The following is a 20,399-nucleotide window of genomic DNA, read 5'->3' as shown; positions in this document are numbered from 1 at the left end:
CTCAGGCCGGCCGCAGCCGCGAGAGCCAGCGGCGGAGGATCGCGCGCCCCTCGGACAGCTTCTGCAGCGACGCCCACTCGTTGCGCTGGTGCGCCTGCGCGTTCTCGCCGGGCCCGAAGTTCACCGCCGGCACGCCGAGCTCGGCGAAGCGGGCCACGTCGGTCCACGCCTGCTTCGGCTCGACCGCGGCGACGCCGGCCTCGCGGAGCGCCACGACGAGCGGGTGCGACGCGTGCGGCAGCGCCGAGGGGCTCAGGTCGCGCCACTCGATGTCGGCGCGGCCGCCCACGAGGGCCTCGATGGTGCGCTGCGCCTCCTGGATCGACGTTCCAGGCGGGAAGCGGTGGTTCAGGTTCATCGTGAACTCGTCGGGCACGACGTTCCGCCCGCGGCCCCCCTGCGCCATCGTCGCCGTCGTCACGGCCCGGTAGACGAACCCGTCGATCTCCACCTCGCGCGGCGCGAGGGCGGCGAGCTCGACGAGGAGCGGGCCCGCCTTGTAGATGGCGTTCTCCCCTTGCCACGGCCGCGCGCTGTGCGCCGTCTTCCCGCGGAACGTCAGCCCCGCGTGGAGCGAGCCGCTCGCGCCGAGGCTCAGCCGGTTGTCGCTCGGCTCGAGGCACACGGCGAGATCGAGCGCGCGGAGCTCCGGCTCGCGCTCGATGACCAGCGCGAGCTCGTTGTCCAGGTACGGGCCCTCCTCGCGCGCGTAGAACACGAGCGTGAGATCGACGCCCGCGATGTCCTCCCGCTTGCCTTCGGCCAGGTCGAGCATCAGCGCGAGGCCCGACTTCATGTCGCTCGCGCCGGGGCCGTACAGGCGATCCCCCTCGATGCGCGGCGGCCCGTCGTGCGAGGTGCGCACCACGTCGAGGTGCCCGGCGAGCGCGATCTTCGGGCCGCCCGTGCCCTGCGTCACCTGCACCACCAGCGAGTCGCCGTGGCGGCGCGCCGGCGCGGCGAGCGCGGCGTGCTCGAGCCGCTCGGCCACCGCGCGGCACAGCGCGTCCTCCTCCCCCGTGGGCGACGGGATGGAGCACAGCCAGAGCAGCGTCTCGGCGAGCGACGCGGCCGTCGCCGCGTCCTGATCGAGCCGCGTCTTCACACCGGCACCGCGAAGTCGCGCAGCGCCGCGTTGAGCGACACCTTGCGATCCGTCGCCTCGCTCCGCTTGCCGATGATGAGCGCGCAGGGGATCGCGAACTCCCCCGCGGGGAAGCGCTTCGGGCGCGTGCCCGGGATCACCACGCTCCGCGCCGGGACCCGGCCGCGGTGCTCGACGACCTCGGGCCCCGTGACGTCGAGGATCGCCGTGGACGCGGTGAGCACCACGCCGGCGCCGAGCACCGCCTCCTCCTCGACCACGACCCCCTCCACGACGATCACGCGCGAGCCCACGAAGACGCCGTCCTCGATGATCACCGGCCGCGCCCCGGGCGGCTCCAGCACCCCGCCGATGCCGACGCCGCCGGCGAGGTGGCACCCGCGGCCGATCTGCGCGCAGCTCCCGACCGTCGCCCAGGTGTCGACCATCGTCCCCGAGCCGACCCACGCGCCGATGTTCACGTAGCCGGGCATGACGATCGCGCCCTGCTCGAGGAACGCGCCGTAACGCACCGTCCCCGGCGGGACGACGCGGACGCCCGCCTTGTCGAGCCCCCGCTTGAGCGGGATCTTGTCGTAGAACTCGAAGGGGCCGACCTCCATCACGCTCATCCCGCGGAGGCCGAAGTAGAGGAGGATCGCCTCCTTGATCCACGCGTGCGTCACCCACTGGTGCGGCGCGCCCTCGGCGCCGCCCGGCTGCGGGGTCGCCGCGCGCTCGGCGACGCGGAGCAGGCCTTGATCGAGGCGCTCGATCGTGCGCAGGACCGCGGCCTCGTGCTCGGGCGACTTGAGCAGCTCGCGGTCGCGGAACGCGGCTTCCACAAGGGGCTTCAAGGGATCTTCGGTGGACATGGGGCCGCCTTTAGCACGGCCGGGCGGCCTCCGGCACCGGCGTCAGAACGTCATCGTGACGGCGCGGCCGCCGGGCGCCTCGACGAGCTCGACGCGCGCGCGCCGCGCGACGACGCGGGCCACGGCGACGGCGCGCTCGCCGCCGTCGCGCACCACCACGTCGAGCGCCATCGCCGGCGCCGCCTCGCGCGGCGCGCGCTCGGCGATGCGCACCGCCGAGCGCCCGTCGGGCCGGCGGGACACGGTGATGTGGGGGCCCGCGACGCCGGCCGCGCCGACCATCCCGACGGCGAGCTCCAGGAGCCCGCTCACGGCGCGCACGTCGCCCTCCACCTCGTTGGCGCGGCCGTCCGGGGGGGCGACCGTGATCTTCACGACGGGCCGCCCCTCGGCCGGGGACGCGCTCCAGTTGCGGAGCACGTCGATGAGATCGAGCGGCGTCGGGCGGAGCTCGAGGGTCGCGATCACGAGCTCGGACAGGCGCAGCGCGCCGCTCAGCTCCCGCGCCGTCCGGCGCACCGACGCCTCGAGCGCGAGCCGCTGCCGCGCGTCGATGCCGCGCTCGGCGGCGCCGCGCTCCCCGCGGCCGCGCCCGGGGCTCCGCCCGGGCGCGCTCACCGGCGCCGCCGCGCGCGACAGCTCGTCCGTGAGGCGCGCGACCTCGACGCCCGCGTGGCCGAGCACCGCGCACGCGGCGTCGGCGGCCGCGGCGTCCGCCGTCTCGACGAAGCCGTCGCGGACCGCCGCGGAGAGGCTGTCGAGGGCGGTGACGAGCGCCGCGCCCCCCTCGTGCACCTCCGGCAGCGCGAGGGCGACCCCGCGCGGGCCGACGCGGCGCGAGCCGAGCAGGTGCGCGAAGCTCTCGATGCCGGCAGCGCCGTCCCGCGCCGCGCCGAGCGCAGCCGCGAGCCGCTCGCTCAGCATCAGGTCGTCGCGCTCGGAGCGACCTCGTAGCCCGCGAAGAAATAGGCGATCTCGCGCGCGGCCGTCGACGTCTTGTCGGAGCCGTGGACCGCGTTCTCGCCCACGTTCGCGCCGTACAGCTTGCGGATGGTGCCGTCCGCGGCCTTGGCCGGGTCGGTCGCGCCGATGACCTCGCGGTACTTCGCGACGGCGTCCTCGCGCTCGAGCGCCATCACAAGGATGGGGCTCCGCGACATGAACGCCACGAGCTCGTCGAAGAAGCCGCGGCCCCGGTGCTCGGCGTAGAAGCCTTCCGCCTCCGCGCGGGTGAGGTGGACGCGCTTCAGCGCCTTGATCGTGAAGCCCTCCTGCTCCAGGCGGGCGATGATCGCGCCGGCTTTGTTCTTTTCGACGGCGTCAGGCTTGATGATGGACAGAGTTCGCTCGAGGGCCATGGGCGGGCCAGTTAGGCGAAAACTCCGAGATTTGCAAGCGCCACGCGTCACATCCCCTCCGCCGCGTCCCCGTTTCGTTCCCCCGCGCCGCCGCGCGCGCTTCCCTGCTCCGAGCGCCCGGACCGCCTGCCGCCGCGCTCCCCGGCGCTCGCATCGCCTCTTGCCCCCTCTTGCCCTGCCCGGATCCGTGACCGCCTCGTGGCGACGTCCAGGGGGTCCCCCGCCGACGTCCGAATCGGCCCGGATGCTCCCGCGCGCCGCCCTCGACGCTTTTCCGGCCCTCCGCGCTTCACGTCCTCGCCGCCGCATTCCGTCTCTCGCGAGCGCGCCGCGCGGCACGCGCGATCGCCATGAAGCTGTCACATTGCGCTGCTACACACATCCGCCATGCCGAGCCACGTGCTCATCGTCGAGGACGAGCGCGACCTTCAGCGCGTCCTCACGTACAACTTCCGTCAAGCTGGGTTCGACGTCGTCTCCGCCGGGAGCGGGGAGACCGCGCTCCGGGCCGTCAAAGAGGAGCGGTTCGATCTCGTCCTGCTCGATCTCATGCTCCCGGACATGTCGGGCACCGAGATCTGCCGCCGCCTCAAGCAGAACCCTCAGACCTCCGCGGTCCCGGTCATCATGGTCACGGCCAAGGGGGAGGAGATCGATCGGATCGTCGGCTTCGAGCTCGGGGCCGACGACTACGTCGTCAAGCCGTTCAGCGTGCGGGAGCTCATCCTGCGCGCCCGGGCGATCCTGAAGCGGTCGGAGAGCCCGACGTCGGCCCCGGAGAAGTTCGACTTCGGGATCCTGCGCGTCGATCGGGCCGCGCACCGGGCCTGGGTGCAGGACGCCGAAATCGCGCTGACGGCCCTCGAGTTCCGCCTGCTCATGATGCTCTACGATCGCCGCGGGCGGGTGCTCTCGCGCGATCTCCTGCTCGACGAGGTGTGGGGGTCGCACGTCGACGTCACCGCGCGCAACGTCGACACCCACGTGAAGCGGGTCCGCGAGAAGCTCGGCGCGGCGGGCGACTACATCGAGACCGTCCGCGGCGTCGGCTACCGGTTCCGCGCCGATCCCGACGTCGCGTGAGCAGGTGCGCATGATCGCGGTGAGGCGGCTCGGTATCGGCGCGAAGCTCGTCCTAGCGACGGTGGCCGCCCTGCTCGTCGCCGGCGTCCCGATCGAGCGCCTCGCGTCGCGCCACATGGAGGCGGCGCTGCTCGCGGAGCGCAGCCCGCGCCCGGCCGTCGAGGCGGCCCTCCAGCTCTCGCGGCGCCACCTGCTGATCGGCATGGGCGCCGCGATCGTCGTCGCCATCTCGGTCGGCGCCGCGACCACGTTCTTCATCACGCGCCCGATCCGGCGGCTGACCCGCTTCGCGCTGGCGATGTCCGAGGGCGACCTGTCGACGCGCGCGCCCCTGCGCGGCTCGGGCGAGCTGCGCCAGCTCGCGCGCGCGCTGAACCACCTCACGAGCGAGCTCTCCCGCTCCATCGCGGAGGCCCGGACGGAGCGCGACCTCATCGCGGGCATCCTCGACGGCATGAGCGAGGGCGTCCTCGTGCTCGACCGCGACGGGCGGATCCTGCTCGCCAACCGGGCGCTGCGCGCGATGGCCCTGCTCGGGGACGACGCGCTCGGCCGCTCGGTCATCGAGGCGATCCGCAACGCGCGGCTCACCGAGGCGATCCAGCTCGCCGGCAGCCGGGACGAGCCGGTCGACGTCGAGGTCGAGCTCGGGCGGACGTTGCCGAGGCGGCTGCTCGTGCGCGTGTCGCGCCGCAAGAGCCCGGCGCTCATTGGACATGACGCACGTGACGCACGCGACGCGCGCGACGTCATGGCCGCGGATCTCGACGGGACGCCCGCCGAGCCGGGCCTCATCGCGGTCTTCCACGACGTCACCGATCTCCGGCGGCTGGAGACGATCCGGACCGACTTCGTCGCCAACGTGTCGCACGAGCTGCGGACGCCGGTCACCGCGATCAGCACCGCGGCCGAGACGCTGCAGCTCGGCGCGCTCCAGGATCCCCACGAGGCTGCCGAGTTCGTCGACGTGATCGACCGGCACGCGAAGCGCCTCCGCCACCTCGTCGACGACCTGCTCGACCTCTCGAAGATCGAGGCGAAGAGCTTCCGCCTGGCGCTGTCGGAGCTCGACGTCGCCCCCGCCATCGACCACGTAGCGCAGCTGCTCGCCGAGGCGGCGCGCCGGCGCCGGGTCACGCTCACGGTCGACGCCGCCGCGCTGCCGCCCGCGCGGTGCGATCGCCGCGCGCTCGAGCAGGTGCTCATGAACCTGCTCGACAACGCCATCAAGTACGCCGGCGAGGGCGCGCACGTCACGGTCAAGGCGCGCTCGGTCGACCAGCAGGTGACGATCGCCGTCGCCGACGACGGCCCCGGCATCCCGCCCCACCACCTGGGTCGCATCTTCGAGCGGTTCTACCGCGTCGACGCCGGCCGCTCGCGCGATCTCGGCGGCACGGGGCTCGGCCTCGCGATCGTGAAGCACCTGGTCGAGCTGATGAACGGCTCGATCGAGGTCGAGAGCGCGATCGGCCGTGGCACCCAGTTCACCGTCCGCCTCGCGCGCGCCGCCTGAGCCGCACGGAATCAGGAAATTCCGGTACTCGCCCTTCCACCCTGCTGACACACAACCGACACAGAATTCGATTACGCCTTACGGCGCATGGCTAGAATTCTGCTCACCCTGGCGATGTTCCTCCTGGCCGCCGCATGCGGCCGATCCGACGCTCCCCAAGAGGCTGGCTCCCTTCCCGGCTCGGGGAAGAGCTCCTCACCGCAGCCAACCGCGGACGGGGAGGTCGCCCTCACGGGCGCAGGTGCGACATTCCCCTACCCTCTCTATACCAAATGGATCTCTGAGTTCCAGAAAGCCAACCCCAAGGTCAAGATCAACTACCAGTCCATCGGCTCCGGGGGCGGGATCCGGCAGATCACCGAGCGGACCGTCGACTTCGGCGCCAGCGACGCGCCGATGACCGAGGAGCAGCTCGCGAAGGCGGCTGGCATCCTGCACCTGCCGACCTGCCTCGGCGCGGTCGTGCTGACGTACAACCTCGAGGGCGTGCAATCCGGCCTGAAGCTCACGCCGGAGGCGGCCGCGAACATCTTCCTCGGGAAGATCAAGAAGTGGAACGACCCGGCCATCCAGCAGGAGAACCCGGACGTGAAGCTCCCCGACAAGGACATCGCGACCGTCCACCGCTCGGACGGCAGCGGGACGACCAAGATCTTCGTCGACTACCTGAGCGCGGTGAGCCCGGAGTGGAAGAGCGGGCCCGGCACCGGGACCAGCGTCAACTGGCCTGGTGGCCTCGGCGCCAAGGGCAATGACGGCGTCTCCGCCCTGATCTCGAGCACGCCGGCGTCGATCGGGTACATCGAGCTCGCGTACGCGATGCAGAACAAGCTCACGTTCGCCTCGCTCAAGAACCAGAGCGGCAAATTCGTGGCCCCGTCGCTCGAGAGCACGACGGCCGCGGGCTCCGGCGCCGCCGCCAAGATTCCGGACGACCTCCGGATCTCGCTCGTCAACGCCGAGGGCGAGGACGCGTATCCCATCGCCGGCTTCACGTACATCCTCGCGTACCAGGAGCAGAAGGACGCCGCGAAGGGGAAGGTGCTCGCCAGCTTCCTGAAATGGGCGGTACAAGACGGCCAGAAGTTCACCAACGATCTCCATTACGCGCCGCTGCCTGCGGCCGTCGTGGAGAAGGTCAACAAGAAGCTCGCCTCGCTGGCTGGCCCTGACGGCAAGCCCCTGCTCGCCCCATAGCAACCCCCCAAGGACAACGTCCCGCGGCGCGAGCGGCCGGCGTGCCGTTCGCCGCCCCGGAGCGCAGGATAAGCCCATGAGCACGGTAGAAGTCCCGCTGGAACAAGCCGCCTCGTCCGAGGCCGCGGCCGACGCGGCACGCAGCGCGCGCGGCCCGGATCGAGCGTTCCGCGCCATCCTGACGCTGTTCGGCCTGACGGTGCTCGCCGTGCCGGGGCTGATGGTGCTGCAGCTCGTCCGGTCGTCGCAGCTCTCGCTCGACAAGTTCGGCCTCGCGTTCCTCACCAGCACCGTGTGGGATCCTGCGCGCGAGGAGTTCGGCGCGCTGCCGTTCATCTACGGCACCGTCGTCTCCTCGCTGATCGCGATCGTGCTCGCGGTGCCCGTCTCCCTGGGCCTCGCGATCTTCCTCTCGGACCTGGCCCCCCACCGGATCCGGCGGCCGCTCGGCTTCATGGTCGAGCTGCTCGCGGCGATCCCGAGCGTCGTCTACGGCTTCTGGGGCATGGCCAACCTCGTGCCGTGGCTCAGGGACACGGTCCAGCCGCCCATCATCAAGGTTTTCGGCTACCTGCCCCTCTTCGAGGGTCCGCCGCTCGGCTTCGGCATGTTCGCGGCGGGCGTCATCCTCGCGATCATGATCGTCCCGACGATCACCTCGGTCTCGCGCGAGGTGATGCAGGCGGTCCCCCAGCTGCACCGCGAGGCGGCGGTCGGCCTCGGCGCGTCGGCCTGGGACACGATCCGCTACGCGGTCCTCCCGTCGGCGCGCTCGGGCATCATCGGCGCGATCATCCTCGGGCTCAACCGGGCGCTCGGCGAGACGATGGCGGTGACCATGGTGATCGGCAACCGCCCGCAGGTGAGCGCGTCGATCTTCCAGCCCGGGTACTCGATGGCGAGCGTCATCGCGAACGAGTTCGTCGAGGCGCCCAGCGACATCTACGTGTCGGCGCTCTCCGAGATCGCGCTGCTGCTCTTCGGGGTGGCCCTCCTCCTCAACCTGTTCGCCCGGTGGCTCGTGAACTCGACCAAGAACCGGCTGGAGCGGCGCGCATGAGCAGCGAGAGCTTCCCCCCCGCCGCGCGCGCGTCGGACGCCCCGCGCGCCGCGCGGCGCACCCTGCTCGCCCCCGCCCCCGGCGAGCGCCTCCGCCGCGCGCGCAGCCATTTCTTCGCGTCGCTCTGCGTGGCGAGCGCCGTGGTCGTCCTGATCCCGCTGTTTTTGATCTTCATCTACGTCGTCGGCCGGGGCCTCAGCGGGCTCTCCGTCGACTTCTTCACCCAGCTGCCGAAGCCCGTCGGCGAGGAGCACAGCGGCATGGGCAACGCCGTGGTCGGCACGCTCATGCTGATCGGCATCGCCTGCTGCATCGGGCTGCCGACTGGCATCCTCGCCGGCATCTACCTGGCCGAGATCGGGCGGGGCAAGCTCGCGAGCGCCATCCGGTTCATCGCCGACGTGCTCGGCGGCGTCCCGTCGATCACCATCGGCGTGTTCGTCTACGCGCTGGTCGTGGTCCCGATGAAGCGCTTCTCCGCGCTCGCCGGGGGCGTCGCGCTCGCGATCGTGATGCTGCCGACGGTGACCCGGACGACGGAGGAGCTGCTCAAGCTGGTGCCCGCGCACCTCCGCGAGGCGTCGCTCGCGCTCGGCGTCCCGGAGTGGCGCACGAGCCTGCTCGTCGTGCTCCGGACGGCCTCGCCGGGCATCGGGACCGGCGTGATGCTCGCCGTCGCCCGCATCGCCGGCGAGACCGCGCCGGTGCTGCTCACGGCGCTCGGCTCGGCGTACTGGAGCTTCGCCGTCGACCGCCCCATCGCGTCGCTGCCCGTGCAGATCTGGCGCGGCGCGACCTCGCCCTACGCGAAGTGGCAGCAGGAGGCCTGGACCGCCGCGCTCGTGCTGATCCTCCTCGTCTTCTTTCTGAACCTGATCGCTCGCATAGCCACGTCCCGGAGCGTCAAAGCGCGATGAAGGCACCTTCGATGAGCCCTCTGGACAGGCCGTACAGTGCAGAGAACAGCAGCCGCCGCCTGCCGGCCGACGCGGACGGAAGCGACCGCCGTTCTCCGGAGCCCGACGCCGACGCGCCGCCAGCGAAGATCAGCGTCACCCGGCTGAACGCCTATTTTCACAAGTTCCACGCTATCCACGACATCACGCTCGACATCCCGGACGGCCGTGTGACCGCGGTGATCGGCCCGTCCGGGTGCGGCAAGTCGACGTTCCTTCGCTGTCTCAACCGGATGCACGAGCAGGTGCCCGGGGCGACGGCGAAGGGGTCTGTGATGATTGACGGCGTGAACATCTATGACAAGGCTGTCGATCCGGTTCGACTGCGCCGCCGCGTCGGTATGGTGTTCCAGAAGCCCAACCCGTTCCCCACGATGTCCATCCGCGAGAACGTCCTTGCCGGACACAAGCTGAACGGCATCTCGGTCAAGGATCCGACCGGTCTCGTCGAGAAGTGCCTGCGTCAGGTGGCGCTCTGGGACGAGGTGAAGGACAAGCTCGATCAGTCCGGGCTCTCGCTCTCCGGCGGCCAGCAGCAGCGGCTCTGCATCGCGCGGGTGCTCGCGGTCGAGCCGGAGGTCATCCTGCTGGACGAGCCGTGCTCGGCGCTCGATCCCATCGCGACCGCGCGCATCGAGGAGCTCATCGACGAGCTGAAGGAGCGCTATACCTGCGTGCTCGTCACACACAACATGCAACAGGCCGCACGATGCTCTGACTACACGGCTTTCTTCTACATGGGAGACTTGGTGGAGTTCGACAGGACACAGACGATCTTCACCAACCCGAAGGAAAGCAAGACGGAAGATTACGTCACCGGCAAGTTCGGCTGAGGGGAGCGGGGATTTCATGCCGACGTCGCATACGAGCAAGGTCTACGAGCACGAGCTACGGACGCTTCGCGAGAAGCTGCTGCTCATGGGCAGCCTGGTGGAGGAGATGATCCAGAAGGGCTCGACCGCGCTCGCGACGCGCGACACGGGGCTCGCCAAGGCGACCATCCGGCTCGACCGCCGGATCAACAGCCTGGAGTGCGAGGTCGACGAGCTCTGCATGCGGATCCTGGCGACGCGCCAGCCCGTCGCCTCCGACCTGCGCTTCGTCACGACGGCGCTCAAGATCGTCACCGACCTGGAGCGGATCGGCGATCTGGTGGTGAACGTCTGTGAGCGGGTGCAGGAGCTCAACGAGGAGCCGCCGCTCGCGCCGGCGTCCGAGCTGCAGGGCCTCTCGGACGAGGCGATCGAGGTGGTGCACGAGGCGCTCGACGCGCTGGTCGCCCGCGACTGCGACCGGGCAAAGCAGCTCCTGACCCGCGACGACGTCATCGACGAGCACTACGCCCGGATCTTCCAGGAGGTGCTCCTCACCATGAGCCGCGACCCGAGCACCGTGTACCGGGCCACGCGGATCCAGTCGATCGCGAAGTACCTCGAGCGGATCGCCGATCACGCGATGAACATCGCGGAGTCGGTCGTCTTCCTCGTCAAGGGGACGGACATCCGGCACAACAACCGCCTGCGGGAGAACGATCCGCTCTCCACGACGCCGCCGCCGCCGGACCTGGAGCGGCTGCGGCTGCGGTAGTAGCTCGTCGCCTAAGGTCTTGCCGAGCGGGGGGGCCTGCCGCGAGGGGGCTCGCCGCGCGGCGCGCGGGACAGGGCGAACTCGCCGGGACGCCCTGTCTCCGGCGCGCTTCGCACGCCGAAGACAGGGCGTCATTGGGCTCAAACAACGCCCTGTCCCGCGCACCGCGCGGCGAGCCCCCTCGCGGCAGGCCTCTCGTCCTCAGGGACGGATGAGCCTGGTCGACGAGGTTTTAGCGAGAGGACGATCCGCCGTGGCCGTGCTCGTGGCCGTGGCCGTGCTCGTGGCCGTGGCCGTGCTCGTGGCCGTGGCCGTGCTCGTGGCCCCCGTGGCCGTGCTCGTCGACGCCGCAGCGGGCGTCCTCCCATCCCACCCAGTAGGGGCCGTCCGGGCCGTGCTCGCGCTTCCAGATCGGCAGGCGCGCCTTGATCTGGTCGATGAGCAGGCGGCAACCCCGGAACGCCTCGCCTCGGTGCGGCGCGCTCGCGGCGCAGGCCACGGCGACGTCGCCGACGCGCAGCGCGCCCACGCGGTGGGTCGCCGCAACACGCACGCCGGGGATCTCCGCGGCGATCTCGGCGAGGATCCGCTCGAGCTCGGCCTCGGCCATGGTCCCGTAGGCCTCGTACTCCAGCAGGGACACGGCCCGGCCGTCGTTGACGTCGCGGACCACGCCCAGGAACGTGGCGATGCCGCCGGCGCCCGGATGCGACACGGCCTCGATGAGCTCGTCGAGGCGGAGCGGCTCGGTGCGGATCCGGCTCACGGCGCGCTCCGCTGGAAATGACCGGAGCGACCGCCGCTCTTCTCCAGGAGCTTGATGTCCGAGATCACCATCTCGCGATCGATCCCCTTCAGCATGTCGTAGATCGTCAAACACGCGGCGCTCACCGCCACCATGGCCTCCATCTCGACCCCGGTGCGATCGAGCGCCTCCGCGGCGGCGGTCACCCGGATCGCCGCGCCCGGCTCGTCCACGTCGAGCTCGACCGCGACGTGCGTCAGCGCGATCCCGTGGCAGAGCGGGATGAGCTCCGGCGTGCGCTTCGCCGCCATGATCCCGGCGATCCGCGCCGCGGCGAGCACGTCGCCCTTCGGCGCGTCGGCGCGCGCCACCCGCGCGATCGTCTCCGGGCGCATGAGCACCGCGCCCGACGCGACCGCGCGGCGGTGCGTCACTGGCTTGCCTTCGACGGGCACCATGCGGGCCTCGCCGCTCGGGGAAAGGTGGGTCGAGAGCGCTTCGCCCTCGGGGCGATCAGGGGTTCGCGACATCGATCCGGAATCTGACACGGCGACCCGAAGGACCAAAAGCCGAACCGTGCGCCGGCGCCGCGAACGGGCTAGCCCCCGATCGCGCGGATCGACACCGAGGACGCCGTCTCCTCGGTGCAGCCCTTCCAGACCTTGCCGTCCGGCTTGAGGCGCCACGCCTCGTCGAGCCGCCGGCCGATCGCCGCCCGGTCGCCGTCCCTGGCCTCGCGCGAGGCGTCGACGCCATCCTCCGTGGCGAGGCACGGCCGGAGCACGCCAGTCGACGAGACGCGCAGGCGATCGCAGCTCTCGCAGAAGGTGTCGCTCGTGCCCGTGATGAACCCGACGCGGAGCGACGGGTCGCGGCGGGCGCGGACATACCGGGCCGGGCCGAGGCCCGGGTCGGCGACCGCCTCCTCCTCGACGAGGTGCGCGGCGAGCCGCGCCCTCATCTCGGCCGCCGTGACGAGGTGCTCGCCGACCAGCCTCGCGCCCTCGGCGATCGGCATCACCTCGAGGAACCGCGGGACCATCCGCCGCTCCCAGGCCCACAGCGCGATCCGCTCGATCTCGTCGTCGTTCACGCCCCGCAGGACGACGGTGTTCAGCTTGATCGACGTGAACCCCGCCGCGATCGCGGCGCTGATCCCGTCCAGCACCCGGGCGAGCTCGCCGCCGCGAGTCACCTCGCGGAAGCGCTGCGGGTCGAGCGTGTCGATCGAGACGTTCAGGCGGTGCAGCCCGGCGTCCCGCAGCGGCGCGGCGAGCCGCGCGAGCTGCGAGGCGTTCGTCGTCAGGGCCAGATCCTCGAAGCCGAGCGAGGCGAGGCACGCGACGATGGACACGATCTCGGGGTGGAGCAGCGGCTCGCCGCCCGTCAGGCGGACCCGCCGGATGCCAGCGTCGCGCAGCGCCTCGAACATCGTGCGCCAGGCCGCCGTCATGAGCCGGCCGTCGGCGTAGCCGTCGTGGCGCGACGGGCGGCAGTAGGTGCACGCGAAATCGCAGCGATCCGTGACCGAGATGCGCACGCTCCGCGGCGCGGGCCCCGCGTGCGCGGCCGGCGCGTCCAGAGCGCCGCCGCGGTACGGGATCAGGGCGGCGGCGCGGCGCCCCCCCACCCCGCCGCCGACGACCGGCAGCGACCGCCGCCGCTCCGCCGGCGCTTCGCCCGGGGGGCGCGCTGGATCGAGGCCGAACGAGCCGTACGAGCCGAACGAAGAAGACGACATGGAGCTGCTCTCGACCTGCCCTAGCCGCCCGCCACCGGGGGGATGAGGGCCACCTCGTCACCGAAACCTACCGGATCGCTCGGCGTCGCATACACGCCGTTCACCGCCACCCGGATCGAGCCCTTGTAGGGGACGAGCCCCGGATAACGTGCGCAGACCTGCTCCAGGAGCTCCGCCGCCGTGCAGGGGCCTGGCAGCGGCAGCGCCACCTCTCCGGCGCCGAGCACATCCCTCGCGCCTGCGAACGCGAGCACGCGGACCGCGGCATTCATGAGAGCAACCTAGCATCCCTCCAGGTTCGCGACACGGCGAACTCGGGCCGGACGCCCACGCGAGATGAGCCTACCGGGCCCCGCGGGCACGGCTATCATCGGGACCGCTCACCGCCATGTCCGAAGGATTTCTACCGGGCACGATCCTGGCCGGTCGCTACCAGGTCCGCCGCGAGCTCGGCCGCGGCGGGATGGGGGTCGTCTATCTCTGCCGCGATCTCGTGATCGACGAGCGCGTCGCGCTGAAGCTGCTCGACCGGCCGGGCGCGGCCGCGCGCCCCGAGGACGCGTGGTGGTTCCAGGAGGAGGCCCGGGCGCTCGCCGGGCTCTCGCACCCGGCGCTCGTCAAGGCCCGCGACTTCGGGACCCTCAGCAACGGGACGCCCTACCTCGTCATGGACGCCGTCCCGGGGCGGTCGCTCCACGAGTGGCTCTACCTCGCCCGGCTCGAGGAGCCGCTGCCCTGGCCGATCATCTGGAGCGTCATCGATCAGGTCCTCGGCGCGCTCGCACACGCGCACGCGCGGGGCGTGATCCACGGGGACCTCAAGCCCTCGAACGTCCTCGTCGATGTGCAGCACGGCGGCGAGCCGCCCCTCGTGCACGTGCTCGACCTCGGGCTCGCCTGGCTGATCCAGGACCGGGTCGACCACCGGCTCGACGGCTCGCGGGCGAGCGAGCCGACCGTGCGCTGGGGCGCCGGCACCCCGGGGTGGATGGCGCCGGAGCAGATCCGCTTCGCGGCGCCGCACGTCGGGCCGCCGACGGACCTCTACGCGCTCGGCTGCATCCTGTACGCCCTGCTCGCCGGCGGCGAGGTCTACGACGGCACGAACGACGAGCTCCTCCAGCAGCACCGGAGCGCGCCGATCCCGGATCTGCCGCTGCCGCCGGGCGTGCCCGGCGACGTCGCGAAATTCGCGAAGCGGCTGCTCGCGAAGCGGCCGTGGCACAGGTTCGATTTCGCGGGCGACGCGCGGCGGGTCTGGAAGCGCTTCGAGCCGCGCAGCAACGCGGCCGCCACGCCGCTGCCGGTCGCGCTCCTGACGAGCGGCCGGCTGCCGCCGAGCCGCAAGGAGCTGCTCACGCCCGAGCTCTGCGAGCCTCCAGACGAGGACCCGCCGCCGTCGGTGACGACGACCGGGCTGCTCGCGCTCCGGCCGAGCCCGTTCGTCGCGCGCACCGGCGAGCGCGCGCGCCTCATGGAGGTCGTGGCCGAGATGGTCGACGCCCCGAAGCCGATGCACCGGTTCATCCTGCTCGCGGGCGAGGCCGGCGTCGGCAAGAGCCGGCTCGCCGAGTGGCTCTGCGAGGAGGTCCACGAGCGGGCGCTCATGGTGCCGCTGCGCGCGCGCTACCGGCGGATCGCGGCGCCGCTCGACGGCGTGCTCGGCGCGGTCACCCAGCACTACCGGCTGGAGCGGGCCGAGCGCGAGATCGTCGAGAAGGTGCTGATGAACCTCTGGGAGATCCCGCCCGAGGACGAGGTCGGCAAGACGTGGGTCGCGGCGACGGGCGAGTGGATCAGGCCGTCGCCCCCGGGGAGCGAGGCGGTCGGGCCGACAGGGAAGCGCTTCCGGCTGGACCGCCCCGAGCTCCGCTGGCTGATCATCCGCAAGACCCTGGAGCGGATCGGCCGCGATCGGCCGGTGCTGCTCTGGCTCGACGACCTGCACTACGCGTCGTCGACGACGTTCGAGGGGCTGCTCACGCTCCACCGCGACGCGCCGAACCTCGGGCTGCTCGTCGTGGCGACCGTGCGGAGCGAGGCGGTCGAGTGCGATCCGGTGGCGGCGCGGCGGGTCGAGGGCGCGCTCGCGGCGTACGGCGGGGAGCGGCTCGACGTCGCGCCGCTGAACCCCGTGCAGACGCACGCGCTGCTCCGGGAGACGCTGCCGCTCGACGACGCGGCGGCCGAGGCGGCGACGGCCCGGAGCAAGGGGAACCCGCTCTTCGCGCTGCAGCTGCTCCACGCGTGGGCCGGCGGCGGCCACCTCCAGCTCCGCGCGGGCAAGTACTTCGTGCCGCGGGCGTCGATGGCCGTGCAGGCGTCGACGACCGCCGACCTCTGGGAGGAGCGGCTCGCGGCGCTGCCCGCGGAGCTCCGGTGCGGCGCGCGCGCCGCCGCGGCGCTCGGCGGCGACATCCGGCGCGAGATCCTGCGCGCGCTGCTCGAGGCGCTCGACGTGCCCGCGGACCGCGCGATCGCGGCGATGCAGCGCGCGCAGATCCTGCTCGCCGTGGGCGACCGCCTGCGCTGGCCGCACGCGCTGCTCCAGGAGCACCTCCTCTCGCAGCTGTTCCTCGAGCCGGACGCCGCCCGCGTGTTCCGCGCCGCCGCCGACGCGCTCGGGGCGCACCCGGCGGCGTCGAGCCGCCGCATCCTCCGGCACCGCGTGGTCAACCTGCTGCGCGCGGGCGACACCGACGAGGCGGCGGAGCTCATGCACGCGCACGTGGCGGCGCACTGGCAGAGCTCGCGCGACATCTCGGCGACGCTGCGCGACCTCGCGGTGCTCGACGGCAAGCTGCCGGGCGGCAGCGACTCGCGGCCGGGCCTCCGGGGCGGCGTGGAGTCGCGGCCCGTGCTGACCGGGACGCGGCTCGGGACGCAGCTGCGCTTCCGGTCCGAGGCGCTGCGGCTGGCGGGCAGGCTCGACGAGGCGCGGCGCGACGCGGAGGAGGCGCGGCGCATCTTCGAGCACGCCGGCGACCGGGAGAACCAGGCGCACTGCCTGCGCCTGCTCGGGCACATCGCGTCGGACGTCGGCGCGGAGGCGCAGGGGCGGCGGCTCGTGGCGCGCGCGCACGCGATCTTCGACGAGATCGGCCACCGGCACGGGCAGGCGCAGTGCGAGGTGCTGCTCGGGGAGATCGACTTCCAGCTCGGCGAGCACGCGCGGGCGCGGGCGGTGCTCGCGTCGGGGGAGGCGCGGTTCCTCGAGGTCGGCGATCGCCTCGGCCGGGCGCAGTGCCTGCTGCTCCAGAGCATGGTCGAGCAGGCCGGGGCCCTCTCCGAGGCGGCGCGGGCGCTGCTCACGACGGCGCGCGCCGACTTCGACGGGATCGGCTACCGGCTCGGGCTCGCGCAGTGCGACCTGACGCTCTCGCACGTGGAGCACCGCCTCGGCCGCTTCGAGGCGGCGCGCGCGGGCGCGATCGCGGCGCGGCAGAGCTTCCGGGATCTCGCGAACCCGCGCGGCGAGGCGGGGTGCGAGCGGCTCCTCTCGATGGTGGCGCTCGACGCGGGCGCGCCGGAGCTCGCCGAGGAGCACGCGCTCGCGGCCGGCAGGCTCTACGAGACGCTGGCGGACCCGTGGGGGCTCGTCGAGGCGCGGCTGCTCTTCGCGCAGATCGCGCTCCACCGCGGGGACGCGGAGCAGGCGCGCGAGCACCTCGTGGCGTGCGAGGCGGTGGCGCTCGCGGAGGCGGAGCCGCGGCAGCACCGGCACCTGACGCTCGCGTGGCTCGCGTACCACGAGGGGCGGTTCCACGAGGCGGCCCGGGAGCTCGACGCGGCGCGGGCGTCCTTCAAGGACAGCCGGACCGGCGACCACACGCCGCAGCTCCTCGAGCGGTTCGCGAAGATGGGCTGGCCCAAGCCGGCGGGCACGCGGATCAGCGGCTGGATGCGCACGCTCGCGGCCAGCGCCTGACGCGAGCGACGGTCACCCGCTTCGGATACGGGCCCATCTCGGCGTTTTCGGTGCTCAGCGCCCTTTCGTGCGCTTGCGCGCCGAAAACGCCGATCTGGACCCGTCTCCTGTGCGGGTGACCGCCGCTCAGAGAGGGAGCCAGAAGTCGGGACCGAAGAGGCAGCGGGCGGCCTCGATCGAGCGGAGGGCACGCGGGAGATCGAGCTTCGCCTGGTGCTCGGCCAGCTGCACCACGTAGGGGATCCAGAGGGGGCGGCAGACCACGAGCGCGGCGAGGTGGAACTCGGCCTCGTCGGTCTGACCGAGATCCGTCGCGACCCGCGCGAGGATCGTGTGCACCGGGACCGGCGAGCCGAGCGGCGCGATGCTCGTCGCGCAGCTCCTCACCTTCTCCGCGGCCTCCTCGCTCGGGTGCTTGCGGAACTCCTGGAAGGCCTCCTCCAGCTCGTGCTCGTCGCTGACCTGCTCCGGCAAGTGCTGCGCGATGAGCTTCTTCCAGTGCTCGACGAACGGCAGCTCGGCGAGCGCGCTCGACGCGTCGGCGTGGGCGATGAGGCGATCGGCCTCCTTCCAGTCGCCGGCCTCGCGCGCGAACTCGAGGCCGGAGACGACGCGCGCCTCCTCGTGCAGGCCCGGCTCCTTCGCGAGGAGCCAGCGCTGCCAGTAGAGCGCGCCCCGGAAGGCCACGCGCGCGAGCGGCTCCTTGCCCTCGGCGCGCATCCTGAGCGCCACGTCGATGAGCGCGCCCTTGTGCCGCTGCACGTCCTCGACCCCGAGGGTCTCCGGCCAGGCACAGAGCCCACACGCCTCCGAGATCATCGCGCGCCCCCCGCGCCCCGCAGAACGCGCTCACCGGCAGGCCGTGCAGGAAGAAACCGCTGCGACACGAGGACGACGCTACCACGACGTCCACGGGGCAGCACACGGGCGACGCACGCCGCGCAAGCCGCGCGCCCCTCGCGATGACCGGCGAACACGACAGCGGCGGCTCGCGTCGAGGACAGATGCGGCCGGCGTGTGGCGGGCGCAACAAACGCCGCGAATGACGCGAGCCGGCGGCGGACGCCGCGCGCCACACGGACGCCGCGCGCCCGCTGGCGCGTGGTCCTCGATCTCCCCCGAGGGTTCCTGCATAGTGGCGGGCTGCGGCAGCGACAGAGCGGGGGTGCCGGCGGCCGCTCTGAGGTGCTGATTGACGATCGAGCTCGAGAGGACAACCCGGCAGCGCGGCGCTCCTCGCCGCAGGCGGGGCCGACGATGAGCCAGCGCGATCTCTACCGCGCCGCGTTCGAGGCGGCCGAGGACGCGCTCCTGCTCCTCGAGGACGGCCGCGTGATCGACGCGAACACGAGCGCGACGCGGCTGCTCGCGGGGGCCGCGGGGGCGCTCACGGGGCGCGATCTCGCGAGCCTCTCGCCGCTCCAGCAGCCGGACGGGCAGGCCTCCGCGGAGGGGCTGCGGCAGCGGATCGACGCCGCGGGCCGCGGGCTGCCGCAGCGGTTTCGCTGGGTCTACCGGCGGCCGGGCGGGGGCGTCATCCAGGCCGACACGCAGCTCGCGCGCCTCGCCCTCCCGGACGGGGGGAGGCCGATCCTGCGCGCGCTCGTGCGCGAGGAGGACAAGGAGCAGCGGCGGCTCTACGCGCTCGCCGTCGACATGCTCGGGATCGCGACGCTCGACGGGCGCTTCAAGGAGCTCAGCCCCTCGTGGGAGCGCACGCTCGGCTTCAGCCGCGAGGAGCTGATGTCGCGGCCGTACGTCGAGTTCATCCACCCCGAGGACAAGGCGCGCACGCTCTCGGAGACGGACACCTTCTCGACCGGCGCGCAGGCGCTCACCTACGAGAACCGCTTCCTCTGCAAGGACGGCTCGCACCGGTGGCTCGAGTGGAACGCGATGCTCGCGCTCGACGAGGGCGTCGTCTACTTCGTCGCGCGCGACGTGACGCGGCGCAAGGCGGCCGAGCTGGCGCTCCGTGAGTCGGAAGAGAAGATGCGCGCCCTCTACGAGGGCATCCCGTACTACCTGACCGTCGTCGACAAGGACGCGCGCGTCGTCTCCGCGAACCGGCCGCCCCCAGGGGTGCGGCAGGAGAGCTTCCTCGGCCGGAGCTTCTACGACTTCACGCCGCCGGAGCACCACGACGCCGTGCGGCAGGCGATCCAGGCCGTGCTCCAGACGGGCGGCCGGGCGCACTTCGAGGTGGTCGGCGTCGGGGCGAACGGCGGGCGGGCGTGGTACGCGCACCACCTGAGCGCGATCGGCGGCGACGGCGAGGTCACGAACGTGCTCGTCGTGACCGAGAACATCACCGAGCGCCGTCGCGCCGAGGAGCAGCGCCGGGAGAGCGAGGCGCGGTTCCACGCGGCCGTAGAGGCCAGCATGGACGCGTTCCTCACGATGACCTCCCGGCGCGACGAGAGCGAGGAGGTCGCCGACCTCGTGATCACCGGGCTCAACGCGCGCGCCGCGGCGATGCTCGCGATGCCGCGCGAGGAGCTGCTCGGCAAGCGGCTCTCGGAGCTCGACCACTCGCTGGAGGCCGACGTCCTCCTCGAGAAGTGCCTGCGCGTCGTCAGGAAGGGCGCGGCGCTCGAGGAGGAGGTGCTCCTGCCCGCGCCCGCCGACGCGGCGCGCCCGCGCACCTGGGTGCACCACCAGGTGGTGCCGATCCAGGACGGCGTCGCCGTGACGATGCGGGACACCACCGATCGCAAGCGGCTCGAGGACCAGCTGCGCCAGTCGATCGAGCGCCTCGAGGCGTACGCCGAGGAGCTCGAGGGCAAGAACCGGATGCTCGCCGAGGAGAACGCCGAGCGCGAGCGGACCGCGAGCGTCCTGCGCCAGCAGCAGGAGGCGATCCGCGCGCTGTCGACGCCGATCATCAAGGCGTGGGAGGGCGTGCTCGTGCTGCCGATCATCGGCGCGCTCGACGGCGCCCGGGCCACGCAGATCATGGAGAAGCTGCTCGGCGACATCGTCCGCACGCAGGCGCACTTCGCGGTGCTCGACCTCACCGGCGTGGAGGACGTGGACGCGCCGACGGTCGATCACCTGCTCCAGGTGGCCCGCGCCGCGAGCCTGCTCGGCAGCCGCTGCCTCCTCTCGGGCATCTCCCCGGCGGTCGCGCGGGCCATCGTGGAGCTCGGCGGCGACACACGGACGTTCGAGACCTTCGGCGAGCTGGAGCACGCCCTGCGCCACGCGCTGCTCGTGTCCGGCGCGCGGCTCCCGAGGGCGCGCGGAGGGCGCAGCTAGGCGCAGGCGCA

At 72.6% G+C, this 20,399-nt stretch carries 18 protein-coding genes; 9 read left to right on the top strand and 9 right to left on the bottom strand.

Going from position 1 to position 20,399, the window contains the following annotated elements; genetic code table 11:
- Position 1: 1 nt before the first annotated feature.
- The 4 genes from dapE to ndk are packed head-to-tail and all read right to left on the bottom strand — an operon-like array spanning position 2 to position 3,317.
- A complete protein-coding gene (gene dapE / locus WMF43_RS16335; protein WP_437681301.1) occupies positions 2-1,105 on the bottom strand; it encodes a succinyl-diaminopimelate desuccinylase in 1,104 nt (367 codons plus the stop codon).
- Positions 1,102-1,959, bottom strand: coding sequence for a 2,3,4,5-tetrahydropyridine-2,6-dicarboxylate N-succinyltransferase (locus tag WMF43_RS16330; protein WP_437681300.1), 858 nt, complete (start codon positions 1,957-1,959; stop codon positions 1,102-1,104). Before WMF43_RS16330 ends, dapE begins: the two co-directional genes overlap by 4 nt.
- Before the next feature lie 42 nt (positions 1,960-2,001).
- Complete coding sequence (locus tag WMF43_RS16325) at positions 2,002-2,883, bottom strand: hypothetical protein (RefSeq protein WP_437681299.1); 882 nt, start codon at positions 2,881-2,883, stop codon at positions 2,002-2,004.
- A complete protein-coding gene (gene ndk, locus WMF43_RS16320) occupies positions 2,883-3,317 on the bottom strand; it encodes a nucleoside-diphosphate kinase (protein WP_437681298.1) in 435 nt (144 codons plus the stop codon). Before ndk ends, WMF43_RS16325 begins: the two co-directional genes overlap by 1 nt.
- 387 nt (positions 3,318-3,704) lie before the next feature.
- Between ndk and WMF43_RS16315 the strand changes: the two genes are divergently transcribed.
- From WMF43_RS16315 to phoU, 7 genes are all read left to right on the top strand, one after another.
- Positions 3,705-4,400, top strand: a complete 696-nt coding sequence (locus WMF43_RS16315) for a response regulator (RefSeq protein WP_437681297.1) — start codon at positions 3,705-3,707, stop codon at positions 4,398-4,400.
- A 10-nt stretch (positions 4,401-4,410) separates the two neighbouring features.
- Positions 4,411-5,916 carry an ATP-binding protein gene (locus WMF43_RS16310; protein WP_437681296.1) on the top strand — a complete coding sequence of 502 codons (1,506 nt, stop codon included), beginning with the start codon at positions 4,411-4,413 and terminating at the stop codon, positions 5,914-5,916.
- Positions 5,917-6,003: 87 nt separating this feature from the next.
- The gene (pstS, locus tag WMF43_RS16305; RefSeq protein ID WP_437681295.1) at positions 6,004-7,113 is read left to right on the top strand and encodes a phosphate ABC transporter substrate-binding protein PstS; all 1,110 of its coding nucleotides are present in this window, start codon (positions 6,004-6,006) and stop codon (positions 7,111-7,113) included.
- A 76-nt stretch (positions 7,114-7,189) separates the two neighbouring features.
- Positions 7,190-8,173 carry a phosphate ABC transporter permease subunit PstC gene (pstC, locus tag WMF43_RS16300; protein ID WP_437681294.1) on the top strand — a complete coding sequence of 328 codons (984 nt, stop codon included), beginning with the start codon at positions 7,190-7,192 and terminating at the stop codon, positions 8,171-8,173.
- A complete protein-coding gene (pstA, locus tag WMF43_RS16295; protein WP_437681293.1) occupies positions 8,170-9,090 on the top strand; it encodes a phosphate ABC transporter permease PstA in 921 nt (306 codons plus the stop codon). Before pstC ends, pstA begins: the two co-directional genes overlap by 4 nt.
- A gap of 11 nt (positions 9,091-9,101) precedes the next feature.
- Positions 9,102-9,962 (top strand): phosphate ABC transporter ATP-binding protein PstB, encoded by an 861-nt coding sequence (pstB, locus tag WMF43_RS16290; RefSeq protein ID WP_437681292.1) that lies wholly within the window; start codon positions 9,102-9,104, stop codon positions 9,960-9,962.
- A 16-nt stretch (positions 9,963-9,978) separates the two neighbouring features.
- The gene (gene phoU / locus WMF43_RS16285) at positions 9,979-10,716 is read left to right on the top strand and encodes a phosphate signaling complex protein PhoU (RefSeq protein WP_437681291.1); all 738 of its coding nucleotides are present in this window, start codon (positions 9,979-9,981) and stop codon (positions 10,714-10,716) included.
- 232 nt (positions 10,717-10,948) lie between these two features.
- Here the strand turns inward: phoU and WMF43_RS16280 are convergent, their stop codons facing one another.
- The 4 genes from WMF43_RS16280 to WMF43_RS16265 all read right to left on the bottom strand — a co-directional run bounded on the left by WMF43_RS16280 (position 10,949) and on the right by WMF43_RS16265 (position 13,474).
- Positions 10,949-11,482, bottom strand: a complete 534-nt coding sequence (locus WMF43_RS16280) for a molybdenum cofactor biosynthesis protein MoaE (RefSeq protein WP_437681290.1) — start codon at positions 11,480-11,482, stop codon at positions 10,949-10,951.
- Positions 11,479-11,991 (bottom strand): cyclic pyranopterin monophosphate synthase MoaC, encoded by a 513-nt coding sequence (gene moaC / locus WMF43_RS16275; protein ID WP_437681289.1) that lies wholly within the window; start codon positions 11,989-11,991, stop codon positions 11,479-11,481. The genes WMF43_RS16280 and moaC overlap by 4 nt, the downstream gene beginning before the upstream one ends.
- A 68-nt stretch (positions 11,992-12,059) precedes the next feature.
- Positions 12,060-13,202 (bottom strand): GTP 3',8-cyclase MoaA, encoded by a 1,143-nt coding sequence (gene moaA / locus WMF43_RS16270; protein ID WP_437681288.1) that lies wholly within the window; start codon positions 13,200-13,202, stop codon positions 12,060-12,062.
- A 20-nt stretch (positions 13,203-13,222) separates the two neighbouring features.
- Positions 13,223-13,474 (bottom strand): MoaD/ThiS family protein, encoded by a 252-nt coding sequence (locus WMF43_RS16265; protein ID WP_234023748.1) that lies wholly within the window; start codon positions 13,472-13,474, stop codon positions 13,223-13,225.
- A 116-nt stretch (positions 13,475-13,590) separates the two neighbouring features.
- Between WMF43_RS16265 and WMF43_RS16260 the strand changes: the two genes are divergently transcribed.
- A complete protein-coding gene (locus WMF43_RS16260; RefSeq protein ID WP_437681287.1) occupies positions 13,591-17,130 on the top strand; it encodes a protein kinase domain-containing protein in 3,540 nt (1,179 codons plus the stop codon).
- A 126-nt stretch (positions 17,131-17,256) separates the two neighbouring features.
- Here WMF43_RS16260 and WMF43_RS16255 read toward each other — a convergent pair whose 3' ends face one another.
- Positions 17,257-17,949 (bottom strand): hypothetical protein, encoded by a 693-nt coding sequence (locus WMF43_RS16255; RefSeq protein ID WP_437681286.1) that lies wholly within the window; start codon positions 17,947-17,949, stop codon positions 17,257-17,259.
- Between the two features lie 438 nt (positions 17,950-18,387).
- On the opposite strand from WMF43_RS16255, the gene WMF43_RS16250 reads away from it, so the two are divergent.
- The gene (locus WMF43_RS16250; protein ID WP_437681285.1) at positions 18,388-20,388 is read left to right on the top strand and encodes a PAS domain S-box protein; all 2,001 of its coding nucleotides are present in this window, start codon (positions 18,388-18,390) and stop codon (positions 20,386-20,388) included.
- Positions 20,389-20,399 lie beyond the last annotated feature (11 nt).

This window comes from Sorangium sp. So ce131, assembly GCF_051519095.1.
Taxonomy (GTDB): Bacteria; Myxococcota_A; Polyangia; order Polyangiales; family Polyangiaceae; genus Sorangium.
The sequence above is the reverse complement of the archived record's forward strand: the minus strand, read 5'-3'. Positions and strand labels throughout refer to the sequence as shown.